Consider the following 18463-nt stretch of genomic DNA (forward strand, 5'->3'; position numbering starts at 1 on the left):
AGCTATTAGAAATAACACTTTATGTGATCGAGATATCAAATAACTTTAACAGGACGTGTATGACAGAAATTGCTCATTTACTGACTCCAATCTCGGATAATGACCCCTCCGGCTCTTACCTGAAATTGGATAGAACCGCATACCGCAGTTTAAGAAACGTTTACAATAGCGCTCAATCTTCATTTCGTCAGTTAGTTGAAACACCTGATGCATCTTCTGACCCAGCAATTGTGGATGCAAATACTGAAAACTGGGCTGAGTTAAGAAAAATTTCTGAAGAGACACTCACCTCCCAGTCTAAAGATTTAGAAATATTAGGTTGGTACATTACTAGCCAGCTTTTTACTTCACAGCCATTTCATAACCTTGCTACAGCTATCCCAGCTTTAAACCTTTTCATCAACCAATTTTGGGATACGCTAAATCCAATGCTACCAGACGCTAAATTAAAAGCTTCTGATGATGCAGGAAAAGCAAAGGAAATCACTGAGTTCAGAGCTAAATCTCTACTTCAGCTAGTTGGTGAATCACTGGACTCCAGTTCTCTTTACATACCTTTTCAAATGCTTGATTTTTGTTCAGGTGTAACTTTTGGGGATTACCTCACAGCCGAACGAAAAGGTAACATCGCTGAACTGAAAGAATCAGCCTTGAACGCGTTTGATCAAAGCGTTGCAGAAACACTCTTCCATTTGGCCAGTATCTATAGTGATCTGGAAATGGCAGAGAAAAACCTGGCTGAAAAGTGCCGAGCTGTTAGCGCCTCGGTGATCAGTTTCAACTTTATCAAAACCAACGTACGTGACCTGATTAAAGCGATTCATTTCCTAGTAGGAGAAAAATTCGCTCCTTGGCCTTTGGACGACAACTTCCACGTCATCCAAAGCTCAACCGAAACGCGCGAACAAAGCGATTCAATACCTTCGGCATCGGAACAGACGGTTGCCGTCAAAAATGAATCTATTTCAGCAACAGGAACAGGCCATAATTCAGAGCCAGTGAATCAAGGTAACGGGAGCGTGGTAGATAACGGTCAGGTTCAATCATCAAATGGCCACCCCTCTCAAACCCAAACTCAGACGATTGTTCAAAACGTGTCGAGTATTAACGGTATTGTTAATCGTGATCATGCGTTTCAGGAAATTAGAAAAATTGCTGAGTATTTTAAAGAGACTGAACCTCATAGCCCAATCGCCTTTTTATTGGAGCGTTCAATTCGTTGGGGTTACATGAGTTTCCCAGAACTACTCCAAGAAATGATAGGTAATGAGCAAAGTGTGATCGCTCAAATTAATCAAATGACCGGGATGGATAATCTAGACAAGTTGGACTTGTCAGGCAAGCCCGTCCCAGTAATAACTTCAGCACCAGAGTTCGCTCCGGTGTCGAAACCGACTATTGAGGAACCAACTAAAGTAACGCCAATTCCTATTAGTCCAAATAGCACAGCAGATACCAACCAAGCATCTGAATCTACTTCCAACTCATCATCAAGCAGCATGCAAGATTTTGAGTGGTAAAGCCCATTAATTGCATTAAGCAAGGAGAAACACTATGGCTTCTATTTTTATGAGAATTGAAGGTACGACACCAAAAGGTGCAGCAACGGTAGAAAAAATCGGGGGCAAAGATGGTTTCTTCGCACTCGATAGTATTTCTTGGAGCGCTGTCCGTGGTGTTGGCATCGATGTAGGTAACGCAAACAATGCTGACCAAGGCATGGTTGCTCTTGGCGAAGTTAACATTTCTCGTGGCTGTGATGGTGCGTCGCCACATCTAACTACTTTCTTGTACGCTCCGGGTCCAGAAGGTCGCACTGTTGAAATCGTTATGACAAAACCAAACCGTGAAGGTTCTGGTGCAGATCCATACCTAATTCTAACGATGAAAATGGCTCGTATGTCTAGCTACAATATGTCAGGTACAGACGGTTCACTTCCTAGCGAATCTTTCAGCCTAACCTACACTCAAATTTCTAAGGCTTACTACATTGAAGCTGACGGCGGTAAGATCGAGAAAGGCCCTGAAGTTGGCTTCGACGCGACTACAGCTAAAGTCACTTCAACTGCTAAGTAATTAATCAAGGAGAGTTAACGTGGCACTAAATTCCCAACATAAACGCGTAAGTAAGAACCGCGTAAGTATTACCTATGACGTTGAGACTAATGGCGCTGTAGAAACCAAAGAGCTCCCTTTTGTTGTTGGGGTTATTGGTGACTACTCAGGCCATAAGCAAGACAAAGAAGAAGTAGAAGACCGTACTTTCTACAACGTTGATAAAGACAACTTCGATACTGTAATGAAGCGCGTTGGCCCTGAGTTATCCCTAAAAGTAGACAACGTACTTGCAGGTGATGACAGCCAGTTTGAAGCAAGCCTTAAATTTGACTCGATGAAAGATTTCGAACCTGAAGCAATTATCGAGCAAGTTGAACCGCTAAAAAAACTAGTTGAAACCCGTAACCAACTGAAAGTGCTTCTTTCTAAAGCCGATCGTTCTCGCGACCTAGAAAAACTGCTTAAAGAAGTTCTACAAAGTGCAGACACGATTAATGCGCTTTCTGATGAGCTAGGTATAAAAGAAGAAGGAGCTGAGTAATGAGTACTGAAACAGAGAATCAAGCGCAAGCAGAAGCGACAGAAGGCTCACTCAGCTTTCTAGACCGAGCGATTGAAGCAACCACTCAAACTCCGGCAGATACAACGAAAGAACTGTTTTCTGTACTTACAGAGCAAGCACTTTCTGGAACAGTAACGTGGGATAAAAACGTTACTAAGACGATTGAGAATGCAATCTCTGAGATAGATAAGAAACTATCTCAACAGTTATCTGAAGTCATGCAGCAGAAAGACTTGCAGAAACTTGAAGGCTCTTGGCGTGGTCTACAAAAGCTTGTTAAAGAGAGTGAACTTGGTCGTGATCTAAAGATTAAAATGGTTGATTTCACACAAGAAGAGCTGCTTGACCAATTTGAAGACGCACCAGCAATTGACCGAAGCCCATTATTCAATGCGGTTTATCAAAGTGAGTTTGGTACTGCTGGTGGTCAGCCTTACGGTACTTTCATTGGTGATTACGAGTTTAGCGCAAAAGATGAAGACGTTGCTCTACTTCGCTACATGGGTGAAGTTGCTGCAGCATGTCATGCACCGTTCATTGCCGCTGCAAATGCTGAAATGTTCGAGTTCAACAGCTTCCAAACTTTCTCTGAAGGCAAACCTGTAGCAGCAGGCTTCGACTCTCCTGCATACGCAGCATGGAATTCATTCCGTGAAAGTGACGATGCACGTTACGTAACACTAACGCTGCCTCGCACTCTTGCTCGTCTACCGTATGGTGATAAAGGTCTAAGTACTGATGTATTCGCATACGAAGAGCTTGCAACCGATATGGATGGCAGTCCAAAGCCAACCAGCAATGACCAATTAGTTTGGTCGAATGCTGCATATGAACTGGGTCTTAAAATGACTCAAGCATATACTGCTTCGGGTTGGTGTACATCTATCCGTGGACTTGATAACGGTGGTAAAGTAGAAAACCTACCTAACTTAACCTACAAGTCTGAAGCTGGCGATCTACTTCAGCAGTGTCCAACAGAAGTGAATCTAACTGACGAGCGCGAGAAAGAGCTTTCAGACCTTGGTTTCCTTCCTTTGGTTCATTATAAAAGTTCTAACTACGCTGTGTTCATCGGTGGCCAAACAACTCAGAAACCTAAAACATTTACAGACCCAGACGCAACAGCGAATGCTGCTATCTCTGCTCGCCTACCTTACATTATGGCAAGTAGCCGTATCGCCCACTACCTGAAAGTAATGGGTCGAGACAAGCTAGGTTCAAACCTTGAAGCTCCTGATATCAAACGAGAGCTACAACTATGGATCGACCAATACACCAACGCCGGTGCTATTGGTAATGAGCAACGCGCAAAAACCCCTCTTTGTGAATCTCGCATCGAAGTGGTTGAGCAACCTGGTAAGCCAGGTGCCTACTCAGCTGTGGCTCACCTAAGACCTTGGTTACAACTTGAAGAGCTGACAACCTCAGTTCGAATGGTTGCTAAGATTCCTGGTTAATAGGGATTTGGCCGGAGTAATCCGGCCAAAATTTTTTATGAAGTTAGATACGGAATGGCAAAACAAATTTAACCAACTAGATAATACAGATAATACCTTTATAAAAGAGGCTTTATCTCTATTATCTGAGCTAGACCAACACTCTTTACGCTCTAAATCCTCATTGATTTCATTGATATCCACACTAATATCGAAGATTGATACTGCACTCAGTTTACAGCTCGATGCAATAATTCATGAGCCTGATTTTCAAAAGTTAGAACGCAACTGGTTAAGTCTTCAGCAACTTGTATCTTTGCCCATAAGCTACCAAAGAGCTCATGTAAAATTACTCGATATGAATTGGACTGAGATATCCAGCGATGTCAATCAAGCGTACTCAACAAAATCCAGCGATTTGTATAACAAGATAGGTAATAGCGAGCTAAATACTTTAGGGGGTCACCCCTTTGGATGCATCACATTTAGCCACCCTATCTCGATGGACATCGATTTTGATGCCAATTATGACGACCTATTTACCGTAGAACTGTTAGGTAAATTAGGAGAAGCGACGCTTTGCCCGATGCTTTTCTCTCCAGTACCAACGTTTTTTGGTGAAAATGGTGCAGACTGGCTCTCTGATATAACGCGAATCAATAAAATTCTATCCGGTCCTGATTTCAAAGCATGGCAAGACCTACGCAGTAAACCAAGTTCACGCTTTATTGGCATGGCGCTACCTCAGGTTCGTCTTCGTGATGCATACAAAAATCGACGAGTCGGCTTTGTTTATAATGAACAAGGCAAAGGCTCATGGGGCTTAGCCAATATGGTACTAGCTACTACAATCATGCGGGAATTTCATCGTGTGAACTGGTTCGGTTTTCTGAAGTCTCGCTGGAATGACAAGCTGCAAGGCTCTGTTATTAACCTCCCTGCGAGCCACTATTTTGACAGCCACCTGCAAAAGCCAGTAGCGGATGTTAGCTTATTCGGGCAACTGTCTAATTTTTACGCGCAAAGTGGCTTTATTCCATTAACCAAAAGCCCTTTAACCGATAAGTTTTACTTCAATGGCAATAACTCTATTTGGCAGTGTGGACAGAACGATAATGACAAAGTGTTAACTCAGATTCAGACTACGCTAATGTCTTGCAGAATTGCCCATTATCTAAAAGTGCAAGTGCGTGAGATGGTCGGCAGTTTCAACAGTGCCAACGAATGTGAGCTATTTTTAACAAACTGGATCGAAAAATTTTCCAGCAATGTCTCATTTGCAAATGAAGAAACCTTGTCCAAATATCCATTGAGCTTTGCCAAAGTTAGTGTCAGGGAATCTCATTCTCAAGCTGGCAGTTTTGCCTGCACTCTGCGTATCGTTCCTCAATACCAATTTGATTACTTTAGTGGCGAGGTTGTGCTGACTACCGATCTAAACGAGGTAGCATCATGAGTTTTTGGAAAACCTTTATCAGCGATGCAAAGCCCTATCAGGACGCCGAGATTGAAGATATTAAGTTCCACCTAACCAAGCTCTTAGAGGCAGAGGCTTCATTAACAGAAATTGATAATAGGCTCGTTGAAGTAAACCGCTCGAACTTTAAATTTGGTATCGAAGATGTTCATTTGCTCAGTGCAACTTTAGAAAACACTCAGATCACTTTACGTATCGAGGCTTGGATAAAAAGCTTCGAGCCACGATTACACGACATATCTGTTGAGCTCGAGCAGCGTAAAGAAGGTGACAATTCACTATCGTTCAACATCATAGCTAAAGTGAAGACCAATAATGGTGAACGAGACCTAATCTTTGATTCAAGAATCGCACTAAGCGATTTAACTACATCTATAGAAGAAGATAGCTATGACTGAACCCATTATGCGTTACTTCGAGCAAGAACTGGCCTTTGTGCGCCGTTCGTTAGGTCAGTTCGGTCAGGAATACCCTACTCATGCCGAAAACCTCAATATCCATCAAGGTAAGATCGAAGACCCTAGCATGGCTCGCTTACTCGACGGTGTAGCACTATTGAACGCAAAGGTCGAAAAGAAACTATCTGAACAGTTGCCTGAAGTTATCGAAGGTATTTTGAGTGTTCTCTACCCTTCTTATATTCAAACTGTTCCTAGTGTTGCTTATCTTGAACTTCATACTGAAGACGGTCCTATTGAATCAAGCAGCTTGCCTAAAGGCTCACTTTTTTCAAGTACAAACACGAAAAACGAGTGCCTATTTAAGACCGTTGACGAACTCAATATAGCACCATTTAATTTAAGCAATGCCAGAGCATTGAGTGCGCCGTTTAGTTTCAACAGACCTTCAACAGCTAACCAAAGCTCCGCGGTTGTTCAGATATCTCTGAGTACTGGTGATCCGGATGTTTATTTCAGCCATTTAGAATTAGGTGATCTCGATTTCTTCGTCAAAGGCTTCGAAAATAATGCTGACTCTCTCGTCGATTTGCTTCTCAACAATACCTTGTCGATTTCCATTTCCGATTCCGAGTGTGCCCAACACTCGACCGTTGATAACCTTCAACTAAAAAATCGAATTAGTGATCTCGAGTTTAAGTTCTTGCCTGAACACGGAAATCAATTCACCGGTTATCAACTGATCAATGAATTCTTCTTTTTCAAAGAGAAGCGACAGTTCTTTAGACTAAAAAACTTTGCTGAACACGCGAACAAATTTGACGAGTCTGAAATCGTGATTAATTTGTTTATGTCATCATTGCCATCGGAGTTCATTCGTCTATTTAATAAAGACGTATTCAAGCTCAATGTCGTGCCTGCGATTAATTTATTTGAGCAAACTGGCGAACCGATCCCATATGACCACCGGACTCTATCCGTTCCAGTTAATGCCGACGCTCATAGTGACAACAATATAGAAATTATTGAAATTCAAAACGTCTATGAAATCACTCCGAACGGAGAGGTCCCTTTAATTCCACTTTTTAAAGAAAAGTATTCACATAACCAAAGTTACGACTACTGGCAAAGTAAACACGATCACTTTGGTGAAGTAAGCATAGCGATTTCGTTATCCGACACAACAAATACAGAATTTAGCAAGCTACTTGGTACCAAGTTACTGTGTACTAATGGGAAGCAAGCTTGTGGTGTAATCGGCACTTTGGAATGCTTAGAGAGTATTGATTTACCCGGTGATTTCTCACCTATTTACCCGCCCTCTGCGCCGATTAAAAAAGAAATCGACCAAAACATCCACTGGGAATTTATTAGCTTATTGAACACCAACTTCACATCATTGGTGCAATCTAGCAACCCGGTAGCTGAACTCAAACATATGTTGAGTTTGTGCAGTCGCGACCAGGTATCAAGCACAGAAATTCAGATGATTCACTCAATTACATTCAATTCGCAAGTTTCTGCAATTCGTGTGTTGGGTAAGAACGTGTTCTCGCCCGGAACCGAGATTGAACTTACGCTTGATGCCACCTCACCTTACCTAGCATTTGCCGATGTGTTGAATCGCTTCTTCCAGCAGTTTTGCAGTTTTGATAGATACATTCAACTTAAGATTCGTCTCTATGGGCGAGATGGTTTCATAAAAACATACCCTAAGATTCACGGTAGTCAATTGTGCCTGTAACTCCAAAAAATAAGCACAATTGGATCGATCGCTATAGGAAGCCGATATGAAGCATTTCATCGAAGATCTAACGACTCAACCCGAAAAGTACGACTTCTCGCAAGCAATGAGACTATTGGAACGACTCCAGTCTCACAGCTCTACTCAGGTACAGATCCAATTGAAGTCTGAGGCAATGCCAACTGGGAACCCTCAAGAAATTCAGTACTTTTCGCTAAAGGGAAACAAGGCAAAGCTGAGATTGGCAAAAGAAGCGCTTTCTGGTGTAAAAGGGGTAATTCCCAATTATATTTATGAAGAGTTGTTAAGCGCGATACACAACGACGATCATTCACTTCAAGACTTTCTGGATGTGTTTAATCAACGCCACTTTGAAATCACCTATCGAACTAATGTGCAACGTTGGTTACTCGTTGAAAACGAGCAGAATTCCAAAAAAGCGGCGTTATTGAATCATTTTTCAGCACTTGGGAAAGAACACAAAGAATACCTGCAATACTCACTATTACTTAGCCAACAAAGCCGTAGCCTTACAACGCTAAAAAAGATACTCAATGATTTTTTTCCTTACTCAATCGATGTCGAATGTAAGGCATTTGAACGTCGCCTATTGCCTACAGATTCATTGACACGACTAGGTAAAAATCGGGATTTCAATAGCCGTTTAGGACAAGGTTTCTTAGTAGGAAGAACCTGCCTCGTTAATTTCAACAACTTGAGTATTTTTGTTACTCCAAAAAGCAGAAGTGAATTCCTAGAAATTCAGCAAGATGACCAATTAGCGAAATCCATGTGGTCTTTGACTCAGCATTACTTAAAAGACAACACGCCTGTTGCCATTTATCTGAACGTTAAGCGTTCATATTTAACCAAACCCCGTTTATCAAGCAACGTTTCTATTGCAGCTCGCCTAGGAGAGATTGATTATCTTGCCCCTCAGCACAGTCCTGATAAAAGTGTAAACATTTTGCTTTTATAGTTCGCAATATGGTTCGTGTAGATTATAGAAATATAAGGAATAAACAATGACACAAGTAACGCTCACTAACTTAGTCGGCAAGCTAGCACCTGCCCTAAAGCAGGCGCTCGAAGCATCTGCTGGTTCAGCAATGAACCAAGGTGTTGGAGCTATAGAGGTTGAACACTGGATTCTTCAACTTATCTCCCAGAAAGACCCAATGCTCATGACATTGTGTGAATCTCAGAAACTTTCAATAGATGCCTTAGTCAGTGAATTGACAAAGAAAATCTCTATGCTCCCAAAAGGTAATGAAGGTCAACCGACGTTAAGCCACGGCTTAACGGAATTAATCAAAGACGCTTGGATGATTGCATCAGTAAACTACGGGCATGGAGAGATCGTCAGCCTACACCTTATTCAAGCTCTAATGCAGCAAAATGTATTAGGTGTGACGACCTTACAACTTGAATCATTAAGCAATGTTTCACTTGAGTCTCTGCAAGGTCTTATCAAGAAAACTCCTATTGCACGTAACTCTTCAGCACCTTCAGCTAATGGCGCTGTCGATAGTACCCCCGCGGGTAACGACGCTCTAAGCAAATACACGGTAAACCTTACTCAGCAGGCTATTGATGGCAACATCGACCCAATTTCAGGCCGTAATGCAGAAGTAAGAAAAGCGATTGACATCTTGTGTCGTAAGCGCCAAAACAACCCGATTATGGTCGGTGAACCAGGCGTAGGTAAAACCGCTGTTGTTGAAGGATTAGCGTTAAGAATTGCAGCTGATGAAGTCCCTAGTGCTCTACAAGGCGTACAGATCCACTCTTTAGACCTTGGCTTGCTGCAAGCCGGCGCGAGCGTTAAAGGTGAGTTTGAAAACCGCTTAAAAGACGTCATCAATGAAGTAAAAAGCTCAGAAGTACCCATCATTGTATTTATCGATGAAGCTCACACCCTTATTGGTGCAGGCGGCGCTGCTGGACAAAACGACGCGGCAAACCTTCTAAAACCAGCCTTGGCGCGTGGTGAGTTCAAAACCATCGCTGCGACAACATGGGCGGAATACAAAAAGTACTTCGAAAAAGATCCGGCTCTAACACGCCGATTCCAAGTTGTAACCATTGAAGAGCCTAACGCAGAAGATGCGATGCAAATGCTTCGTGGTGTGGCTGCTTCATTGCAAGCTCACCATGGCGCTTTTATTGCTGAATCCGCGATTGAAGCAGCGGTCAACTTATCGATCCGTTACCTTCCAAGTCGCCAACTACCAGACAAAGCCATTAGCCTACTTGATACTGCCAGCGCACGAATCGCACTGACACAAGGCGCGAAGCCAGAAGTATTGGAAACACTAGAGCAGACGATTCGTTATCAAGAAAACGAAAAATCAGCATTAGAAAAAGAAGAGGCACTGTTCTCCAACAGCGCTGAGTTGATTAAAGAGCTCACACTATCGATAGAAGACAATCAACAAACGTTGGCTGCGTATTACACGCGTTGGGAAAAAGAGATTGAATTAGTAGACCAAATTAAAGTGATTCAGCAAGAGATAACTGAAGCACAAGAGCTAAATGCGGTTGACTCCAACAAGCAGCAACAACTCGACGGCCTGCGTATCGAGTTAGCAAACGTACAAGGTGAGGAGCCCCTCGTCTATGCCATGGTCGACGATAACACTATTGCTCAGGTGATTGCGAATTGGACTGGTATCCCGGTTGGTAACATGATGAGCGATGAAATCGCTAAGCTGCTGACCTTGGAAGATGAACTTAATACTCGAGTAATAGGACAAGATGTCGCAAAGAACGAACTAGCAAAAGCAATTCGTATTTCCCGAGCGGGTTTAACGGATAATCGAAAACCGATTGGTGTGTTCCTAATGTGTGGTCCAAGTGGTGTCGGTAAAACTGAAACTGCCATGGCACTTGCGGAGCAACTTTACGGAGGAAGCAACGATCTTACCGTTATTAACATGACCGAGTTTAAAGAGGAGCATAAAATTTCCATGCTACTCGGCTCACCAGCAGGTTACGTGGGCTTTGGCGAAGGTGGTGTATTGACGGAAGCGATTCGACGCAACCCTTATTCTGTATTGCTATTGGATGAGATGGAGAAGGCTCACCCTGGTGTACATGATCTGTTTTATCAAATCTTCGATAAAGGTCATATCAAAGACAGCGAAGGTCGAACCGTCGATTTCAAGAACACCATCATTATTATGACATCGAACGCTGCCGACCAAGCTATCTGTGATGTGTGTGCTCAGACTACCGATCGCATCGATAATGACAAGCTACTCGAATCAATACGTCCGGATCTGCAACAATACTTTAAACCTGCATTTTTAGGCCGAACTACCATTGTTCCCTACTACCCACTTAACGATGAAGAATTAGCGAAAATCACAGAAATATCGCTAAATCGAATCAAGAAAAAACTTGCAGAGCAATATAAGGCTTCATTCACTTGGGACGCGAATTTCATTCAGTTCGTGGTCGACCGTAATACCGATCCAACCACTGGCGGCCGCGCTGTAGAACAAATTATTAACCGTTCACTGATGCCAAGATTAGCCGAAGAATGTATCGGCCGATTAAGCCGCAGCGAACCCATTACTCAAGTAACAGTTAGTGCAACGAACAACAGTGCTGACTTCGATTTATCTATTAAGTAGGCCTTAACCAATGAACAGCAAGACCAGCCAAACCTCCACCAATCCGACATCATTTAGCCTGTCACTTAGGGTCAAATTGATGTTTGCCATCATGGCGGTTTTGCTGTTTTCCATCACGTTAAATGCAACACTGAACTATTTCAATTTCGAGAAAAGGCTAACGGAAACCTCCGATTCTACCTATCGAATCGTTTTAGAAGAAACACATAATGATATCAATCAAGCAATCAGTTTAGGCCTGCCTCTTTCAGCTATATCGAACATACAAGGTATCCTAGATCGTAGGCTAAAGTTTGTTGATGGCATTACTGCATTAATGGTGGTGTCTACCTCTGGCGAACAACTATTTGGCACAGGTGTACACAACCAAGCAAACGATCGTCAGCTATCACTTGATATAACCAATTCTTTCGGTTTAGTTGAAGGCCAAATAAAGCTCTACTACTCTACGTCACTATTAGACCAACAAAAAGCGTCCTTGCTAAAGGATCAATTCTTGTATTCAGTCATATGGATAGTGCTGTCTTGCGCATTTGCCTTTATAGCATTGAAATATCTATTAGAAGGGATTGTAGACCGTGTTAAAGGTGCAACTGCGATAATCGAAACTTCTGATGGAGCTAGCGATTTACTTCCTACGTTAGCTCAAGCACATAAGGCACTGCAATCTCCCTATTCAATGTCCAAGTTCGAGAAATTGAAAACAAAACACTTTCCCGTGTTTATCATTTCTCTTGCTATCCTGTTAACGATTATTGCTAATTTAGGTGTTTCTTATCAATCTCTGGACAAGTTTTCGCAGATTTATGAAGTTAAACTCGAGCAGAAATCAACCCTGATTGGTGACTCACTAAATCAGATGATTAAAGGGTTACTCAATAAAGGCGTTCCTGACAACAGACTGCATGGCTTAGAAGACGAATTTGCTTTCTTCGTTGATAACCACAGTGAGATTCTATCTATTACTTTTAACGGGGAGTCTGGTAGCTCTTATCACTATCCTGAGGGGAATGTGAAACACGCGTCTATACGTATATCAACGTTTACACCATTTAATAGCAACGACCACAACAATATAGACAACCACAATAACAGTAATAGCCAAAGTCACACAATGCAGCTGAAGGTGACTACCGACAACAACTTGATCATGAATATGCTGAAAGAAAGCGTCATGGATATGATCACCGTTTTGGTCGCATCTTGCCTTGTCGTCGCCGAAATAATTCTATTCATGTGTAACTTCATGATTATTTCACCTTGGAACCAATTAAAGAAAGTATTCATGCTTGTGAACCGAGATATCGTCAATCACTTGGCAAAAACTTCTTCTCGCGACGAGTTTGGCAAATTGCTTCATCTAGCTAACCAAGCAATTATTAAGCTAAAGCCAGCTCAGCCTTCACAAGATATTGATAAACAAGACTTTCGATTCATTCGCTTACCACTATTTTTATTGGTCCTCTCGGAAGCGTCTTCACTAGCCTTTTTTCCTAGGTTCGTGTCTTCACTGGACAACATAACGGGTTGGATTCCTGACAACCTAGTGACTAGTCTACCAATTTCACTGTTCATGTTGTGTTGGGCGATCTCACTACCATTTGCGGGATACTGGTCAGACAAAGTAGGCAGAAGACATTCGTTGATGACAGGAGGGCTGATCACGAGCATAGGGTTAATCGCTACTGCTTTCGTTCAATCCCTCGAATTCTTATTAGTAGCGCGTGCATTCACGGCGGTTGGTTATGGTATCGTTTTTATTTCCGCACAGGGTTATGTGTCAGATACCACCAACGATTCTAATCGTACTAAAGGAATGGCGACTTTCTTGTCATCATTTTTCTCTGGCTCTCTATGTGGAGCCGCGATTGGTGGGATCCTTGCGGAGAAGCTTGGATACTCAGAGACGTTTATGCTCGCTGGATTGATCGCAACGCTCAGTGTCTTACTTGTCTATGTGTTTTTTGAGAAATCGAGCACAACTAACTCAAGTAAACCTCTCAATTTAAAAGATTTCAAACAACTGTTAAGTAACAAATATTTTGCATTAATCACGATATTCAGTGCGATACCAGCGAAGATCGTACTTACTGGTTTCCTTTACTATATTTGCCCGGTTTATCTACAATTCTTGGGCGAAAGTAGCTCTGTTTCTGGCCGAGTAATTATGGCTTACGGTCTTGCAATCATCGTCATTTCACCGTTGAGCGCAATTCTAGTCGACAAACTCAAAAACAAAATGGCTTTCATTTTTATCGGTGGGCTACTTTCTTCTCTTGCATTACTCAACTTCTACTTCTTCCAAGGTACATTGGGAGTGTTACTGATCGTCATCATTATCGGCATTGCGCATGGCATTTGTGTTTCGCCTCAAATACCACTGGTCATCGAACTACTCTCCGGCCAAGGAATTGAAAAAGGGAAAATTATCGGTATCTTCAGGCTCACCGAGCGCATCGGTAATATTGCAGGGCCTATGCTAGCAGGCGTATGTTTGAGCATTTTTGGTTACGATAATACCATCCTTATATTTGGGGTTTCATTACTCGTTAGTTCATTCAGTCTAATTCTGTTCTTTTCATTATTTCTAGAATCCGATAAACAGAAATTAGGGGTTCAATCATGAGATTTTTAGTTTTCGTTATCACCTTTATTTTAATGACTCCCTTCACCTTTGCCAAAAGTGATGAAAAACACGTTGTCCTTTTATTGTGGCGTGGAGTAACTGATGCAGAGCAAGGTTTTATGGACTATTTATCACAACACGTTGATGTGCGATTCACGGTTCTCGATGCAAGCAGCGATAAGGCTCAACTTAAACAAAATATTAGAGATTTAAAATATAAGAAAGCTGATCTTATTTATTCATTCGGTACCACTATCACCCTTGAGTTACTAGGTACTTATAATGAACCAAGCGAATTTAGAAAGACTAACTCTACACCCGTGGTGTTCAGTATTGTCACCGACCCTGTGGGTTCTAAATTGGTAACTGATTTATCTTCTAAAGAAAGAAACTTTACCGGGGTATCCCATATCGTACCTCATGAAATACAATTTAAAGCGATTGAAAAGCTGACTAACGTTTCAAGTATTGGGGTGATATATAACGCCGAAGAAAATAATTCGATTATCACAGCAAATAAGATGCTTGAGTTATCGGAAATTCATAACAAGCGTGTTATCTTGTACCCACTAAATATTGATAAAATCAGGTCAAACAGCAACCTAATTAGCCTCACAATTGATAATATGAAACAAGAAGGCATTGATATGGCATATTTGCCGCCTGATTCATACATCATTGCGCAAGGAGGCGAGGTAGTATCAAGGCTACATTCAAAAGGTATTCCCACATTCTCAGCAACCGAAAGCCCAATAAGAAGCCATAAAGCCCTATTTGGCATTGTTAGCCGTTACTACAATGTTGGCCAATTCGCCGGATACAAAGCGAAAAACATATTAAAAGGAACCCAAAAAGCTTCGGACATTCCAATAGAATCACTAAGCCAATATTCATATATTGTTAATATCGAGGCTGCACATAAGCTCGATTATTACCCGCCAGTATCTATCTTGAAAATCTCTGAGCTAATAGGACACTCTAATGATGTTAACTAGAGCCTCTGCAAGTAAATTACCATTGGCAACTCTGCTCATTGCTACCTTTTGGTCAATGAATACTTTTGCTAAAGTTCAAATTGGACCATCTCGATTAATGCTCACGACGCAAGATTGGCCTCCATACCAAACCTATGAAAATACCGAGATGCAAGGAATTGCTTTAGACAAAGTTAAGTGTGCATTAGGTGTAATGGGCCAACCTTATCAGTTAACCATGACAACTTGGTCTGACGCACAACTACGTGTTCATGGAGGCGGACAACACGGTTTCTTCGTTGCGACCCAAACCTCTGAACGTGACGAGTATGCAACACTCTCAGAACCAATCGCGCAACAGACTTTAAATTGGTATTTTGGCCCAGGCGTAAAGCCTGATATTAATGAACTATCAAAATTAAATCTGAATTTTTCTGCAAAATTTGGCTCTAGTAAATGGTTTTGGCTCAAACGAAATGGATTTAACGTCGTAATGCAGCCACGAGATGCTAAAGTACTACTAAAGCTTTTAAAGCAAAGGGAAATTGATGTTGTTCTAGAAGATGGTTTAGTCTTTGAAAGAGAACTTGAGAAGGCTTCATTGCCACTCGATTACTTCAACTCGATGAACTTAGATACCAAAAATATGGGGGTCTACTTTTCAAATCGATTCCTTAAAACCTATTCCGGGTTTTTAAATAGTTTTAACTCAGCTATATCCAAGTGCAAGGAGTAACCATTGTCTATCAGTGTCCACATGATTTCTATACCTGCTGAAGAGGTCGTTACCTCTAGAGTCGTTTACCTGCCTGAAAATGGCGGAAGCTTAGGTCGTTCGCCATCATGTGATATTGCGCTACCTGACCAAACCAAATGGGTCTCAAGAACTCACTGCCAGCTCTACCCCACTGAACGCGGGTACGCCATCAAAGACGTTAGTAACAATGGTGCTACGTTAAACGATAAATCATTGATAAGAGGGAAAGAATACATACTTTCCGATGGCGATATTATAAAATTAGGTCACTACACACTGTTAGTTAGCCTGTTAAGCGCACCTAAAGTGGATGCTACGAATAACACCAATCAGGATGATCTTTTTATAGAACCTTTCAACTTAAAGCTTGACGACAATGACACAGACTTTTTGGATACTACGCCTGAAGTGACGATAGTTAAGAAAGCCTCAAACTTTTCTTCAACGAATGTTCTGAGTGACGACCCGTTCTCGTCAGACCCCTTTGAAGATTTAGATAGCGATAAAGTCGTTCCCAACATTGAAGTAGACGAAGTCGTTCACAACAGAGGAGGCTCCCTGCCCTCTGCTGAGTTGGAATATTTTCCTGTCAATGCCGAGAACAACACACGAATTGAAGAGTCGATAGACAAACTCATCACACTGACGGAAAAAAACCAACAATACTTACAGAACCCACAGCTACAACAAAAAGCTCTTTTTGAGGCATTGGAACAAACGGTAGACCAGTTTCTAAACGAATTTGCACCAAAGCAACTTGAAAACCAGTTTAGCGAATACGTGAGTGACGGCATTTTTTCCAACAAGGATAAAAAATATTGGAAGATCTATCGAAAGCACTTCCAACACCGTCAAGACAATGGGGACTTCAGACGTCAGTTCAAAGCATTATTTATGGAAAATATGCAAAAGCAAAGTGAGAGGCAAGAATGAAACGTTTAATGCTATTGTCTCTTTGTTTAATGATAACGGCGTGCTCATCGTCAGACCCCGCCCCAGTTGTCACCCAATACTCACTGACAGTTAAAGCGGATACGACGGTCAACCAATACAATGATGCTCAAGCCAACCCTGTTGTCGTTAGGCTTTACCAACTCACAGATCAGCAACTGTTTAAACAATTGCCTTTTATTGATTTGTACAATAATGACCTACAGTTGTTGGCTGCAAACTTAGTTTCAAAACAAGTATTGCCTATTGTGCTGCCCAACTCAGAGCAACAACTGACGTTAGATATTAACAAGAACACTCAATATATTGCCGCATTGATTGAATTCGCCGATTACCAGAACAGTACAGCGAAAACTGTTTTAATGATGCCAGCAGATCCTGAGCAAACTTTAGAGTTAACGATTACTGGTAAGAAAGCGGAGTTAGCCTCAATACAGCCCGACTCCAGCTGGTGGTAAATCTTTAAATGCACAAGCCAATATATAAAAATAATAGAAAAGGACATTACGTGGACGCTTTCAAAAAAGTAGTGTGGCAAGAAGGAATGTTTATAGCACCTCAGCACTTTCAGCAACAAGATCGCTATGTGCAGAACTACATTCGTCAGAATATAGAGACATTAGCTGGTTTCTCTCCTTTTTATGGCATCACCGAATTAGTACTTAATCACGATCTATTGAAGATTGGTAAACTGTCTATACCGAGCTGCTCCGGTGTATTTCCCGATGGAACTCAGTTCAACCTTAAGCAAGAAATCGTTGTCGATATACCTCAAGGCACCATAGAAACCATCGTTTACCTCGCATTACCGATTTCTTTACAAGGTAACAATGATTATTGTGAAGATGGGCAGGAACAAAGTCGCTATATCACCCAATCAATCAATGTATTTGACACATCAACATCAGAAAACTCTACCGTTGAAGTCGATGTCGCACAGCTAAATATTGGGCTAAAATTCGCCGGTGAAGACACATCTGGTTTTACTCTGATTCCTGTTGCTAAGATATTAGAAATCAGTGATTCAGATGAAGTGATCTATGACAGATCTTTTATTCCCGCATGTCTACATTACGGAGCTTCTACTCTGCTTGTCGAGCGAGTTAAAGAGATTCACGCACTCGTCAGTAACCGAGCTCAAAACCTTCTGAAACGTCTTGAAGCAGGACAAGATCAAAAAAGTCCTCAATCTATGATGCAAGACTTTTTATGGCTTCAAACTCTGAGCTCATGGTTACCGTGGTTCGAATTAACCATCAGCAACACCAAATACCCGACTCACGAATTATATTCTAAATTGAAGCAGTTTGAGGCTCAGGTCATGGCACTAACACCTGCTATTCCTGATGAATGTCCGCCCTTAAAGTATGACAAATTATACGATAACTTTAATCCGCTGTTTTCTAGTCTTAGAAACTTGCTAACATTGGTTCAACAAGACTCTGTTATTGAATTCAAATGGGATATATCACTGTTTGAAAAGCGTAGGTTACTGCGTACGTTGATCAAAGATCCTAGTAGCATCTATAACCGACGTTTCGTTCTAAGCGTTAAATCTGATATCAGTAGCACAGAGCTCAATGAGCTATTTCCTATTTCCGCGAAGCTAAGCAGTAATAATAAAATTGTCGAATTAGTAAGAAGCTCTCTGTCGGGTATCTCTTTGAAACCCTTACCAATTGCGCCAAGTGAACTCAAGCCAATGCAAGGTGTGGCTTATTTTGAAGTCGATACCAAAGATAGAAATTGGTTGGATATGCTCGACACTCGTGATGCCATCGCGTTGCATGTCGATGCTCGTATACCAACCCTTGAAGTCGTTTTATATGCGTTGAGATAATG

At 41.7% G+C, this 18463-nt stretch carries 15 protein-coding genes; all 15 read left to right on the forward strand.

Going from position 1 to position 18463, the window contains the following annotated elements; genetic code table 11:
• Window positions 1–59: 59 nt before the first annotated feature.
• The 15 genes from AB4232_RS21150 to tssK are packed head-to-tail and all read left to right on the forward strand — an operon-like array spanning window position 60 to window position 18461.
• On the forward strand, window positions 60–1520 hold the full coding sequence (locus AB4232_RS21150; RefSeq protein ID WP_372087943.1) for an ImpA family type VI secretion system protein: 1461 nt from the start codon (window positions 60–62) through the stop codon (window positions 1518–1520).
• Window positions 1521–1554: 34 nt separating this feature from the next.
• Window positions 1555–2076 carry a type VI secretion system tube protein Hcp gene (locus AB4232_RS21155; protein ID WP_009846608.1) on the forward strand — a complete coding sequence of 174 codons (522 nt, stop codon included), beginning with the start codon at window positions 1555–1557 and terminating at the stop codon, window positions 2074–2076.
• 19 nt (window positions 2077–2095) lie between these two features.
• Window positions 2096–2599, forward strand: a complete 504-nt coding sequence (gene tssB / locus AB4232_RS21160) for a type VI secretion system contractile sheath small subunit (protein WP_009846607.1) — start codon at window positions 2096–2098, stop codon at window positions 2597–2599.
• Window positions 2599–4077, forward strand: a complete 1479-nt coding sequence (tssC, locus tag AB4232_RS21165) for a type VI secretion system contractile sheath large subunit (protein WP_372087944.1) — start codon at window positions 2599–2601, stop codon at window positions 4075–4077. The genes tssB and tssC overlap by 1 nt, the downstream gene beginning before the upstream one ends.
• Before the next feature lie 37 nt (window positions 4078–4114).
• Complete coding sequence (locus tag AB4232_RS21170) at window positions 4115–5512, forward strand: type VI secretion system contractile sheath large subunit (protein ID WP_009846605.1); 1398 nt, start codon at window positions 4115–4117, stop codon at window positions 5510–5512.
• Window positions 5509–5931, forward strand: a complete 423-nt coding sequence (tssE, locus tag AB4232_RS21175; RefSeq protein ID WP_009846604.1) for a type VI secretion system baseplate subunit TssE — start codon at window positions 5509–5511, stop codon at window positions 5929–5931. Before AB4232_RS21170 ends, tssE begins: the two co-directional genes overlap by 4 nt.
• Window positions 5924–7675: a type VI secretion system baseplate subunit TssF gene (gene tssF, locus AB4232_RS21180; protein ID WP_012603807.1), complete on the forward strand. Its 1752-nt coding sequence runs from the start codon at window positions 5924–5926 to the stop codon at window positions 7673–7675. Before tssE ends, tssF begins: the two co-directional genes overlap by 8 nt.
• A 46-nt stretch (window positions 7676–7721) precedes the next feature.
• Complete coding sequence (locus AB4232_RS21185; RefSeq protein ID WP_102257285.1) at window positions 7722–8654, forward strand: type VI secretion system baseplate subunit TssG; 933 nt, start codon at window positions 7722–7724, stop codon at window positions 8652–8654.
• Window positions 8655–8700: 46 nt separating this feature from the next.
• Window positions 8701–11313: a type VI secretion system ATPase TssH gene (gene tssH, locus AB4232_RS21190; protein WP_372087945.1), complete on the forward strand. Its 2613-nt coding sequence runs from the start codon at window positions 8701–8703 to the stop codon at window positions 11311–11313.
• Between the two features lie 10 nt (window positions 11314–11323).
• Complete coding sequence (locus AB4232_RS21195) at window positions 11324–13939, forward strand: MFS transporter (protein ID WP_372087946.1); 2616 nt, start codon at window positions 11324–11326, stop codon at window positions 13937–13939.
• The gene (locus tag AB4232_RS21200; RefSeq protein ID WP_009846599.1) at window positions 13936–14934 is read left to right on the forward strand and encodes an ABC transporter substrate-binding protein; all 999 of its coding nucleotides are present in this window, start codon (window positions 13936–13938) and stop codon (window positions 14932–14934) included. Before AB4232_RS21195 ends, AB4232_RS21200 begins: the two co-directional genes overlap by 4 nt.
• A complete protein-coding gene (locus tag AB4232_RS21205; protein ID WP_372087947.1) occupies window positions 14921–15649 on the forward strand; it encodes an ABC transporter substrate-binding protein in 729 nt (242 codons plus the stop codon). Before AB4232_RS21200 ends, AB4232_RS21205 begins: the two co-directional genes overlap by 14 nt.
• 3 nt (window positions 15650–15652) lie before the next feature.
• Window positions 15653–16603, forward strand: coding sequence for an FHA domain-containing protein (locus AB4232_RS21210; protein ID WP_372087948.1), 951 nt, complete (start codon window positions 15653–15655; stop codon window positions 16601–16603).
• Window positions 16600–17079: a type VI secretion system lipoprotein TssJ gene (tssJ, locus tag AB4232_RS21215; RefSeq protein WP_102257291.1), complete on the forward strand. Its 480-nt coding sequence runs from the start codon at window positions 16600–16602 to the stop codon at window positions 17077–17079. Before AB4232_RS21210 ends, tssJ begins: the two co-directional genes overlap by 4 nt.
• Before the next feature lie 50 nt (window positions 17080–17129).
• Entirely contained in the window at window positions 17130–18461 is a 1332-nt protein-coding gene (gene tssK / locus AB4232_RS21220; RefSeq protein WP_135381978.1) for a type VI secretion system baseplate subunit TssK, read from the forward strand.
• The last annotated feature ends 2 nt before the right edge of the window (window positions 18462–18463 follow it).

The sequence above is a fragment of the Vibrio sp. 10N.286.46.A8 genome, assembly GCF_041470165.1.
Classification (GTDB): domain Bacteria; phylum Pseudomonadota; class Gammaproteobacteria; order Enterobacterales; family Vibrionaceae; genus Vibrio; species Vibrio tasmaniensis_A.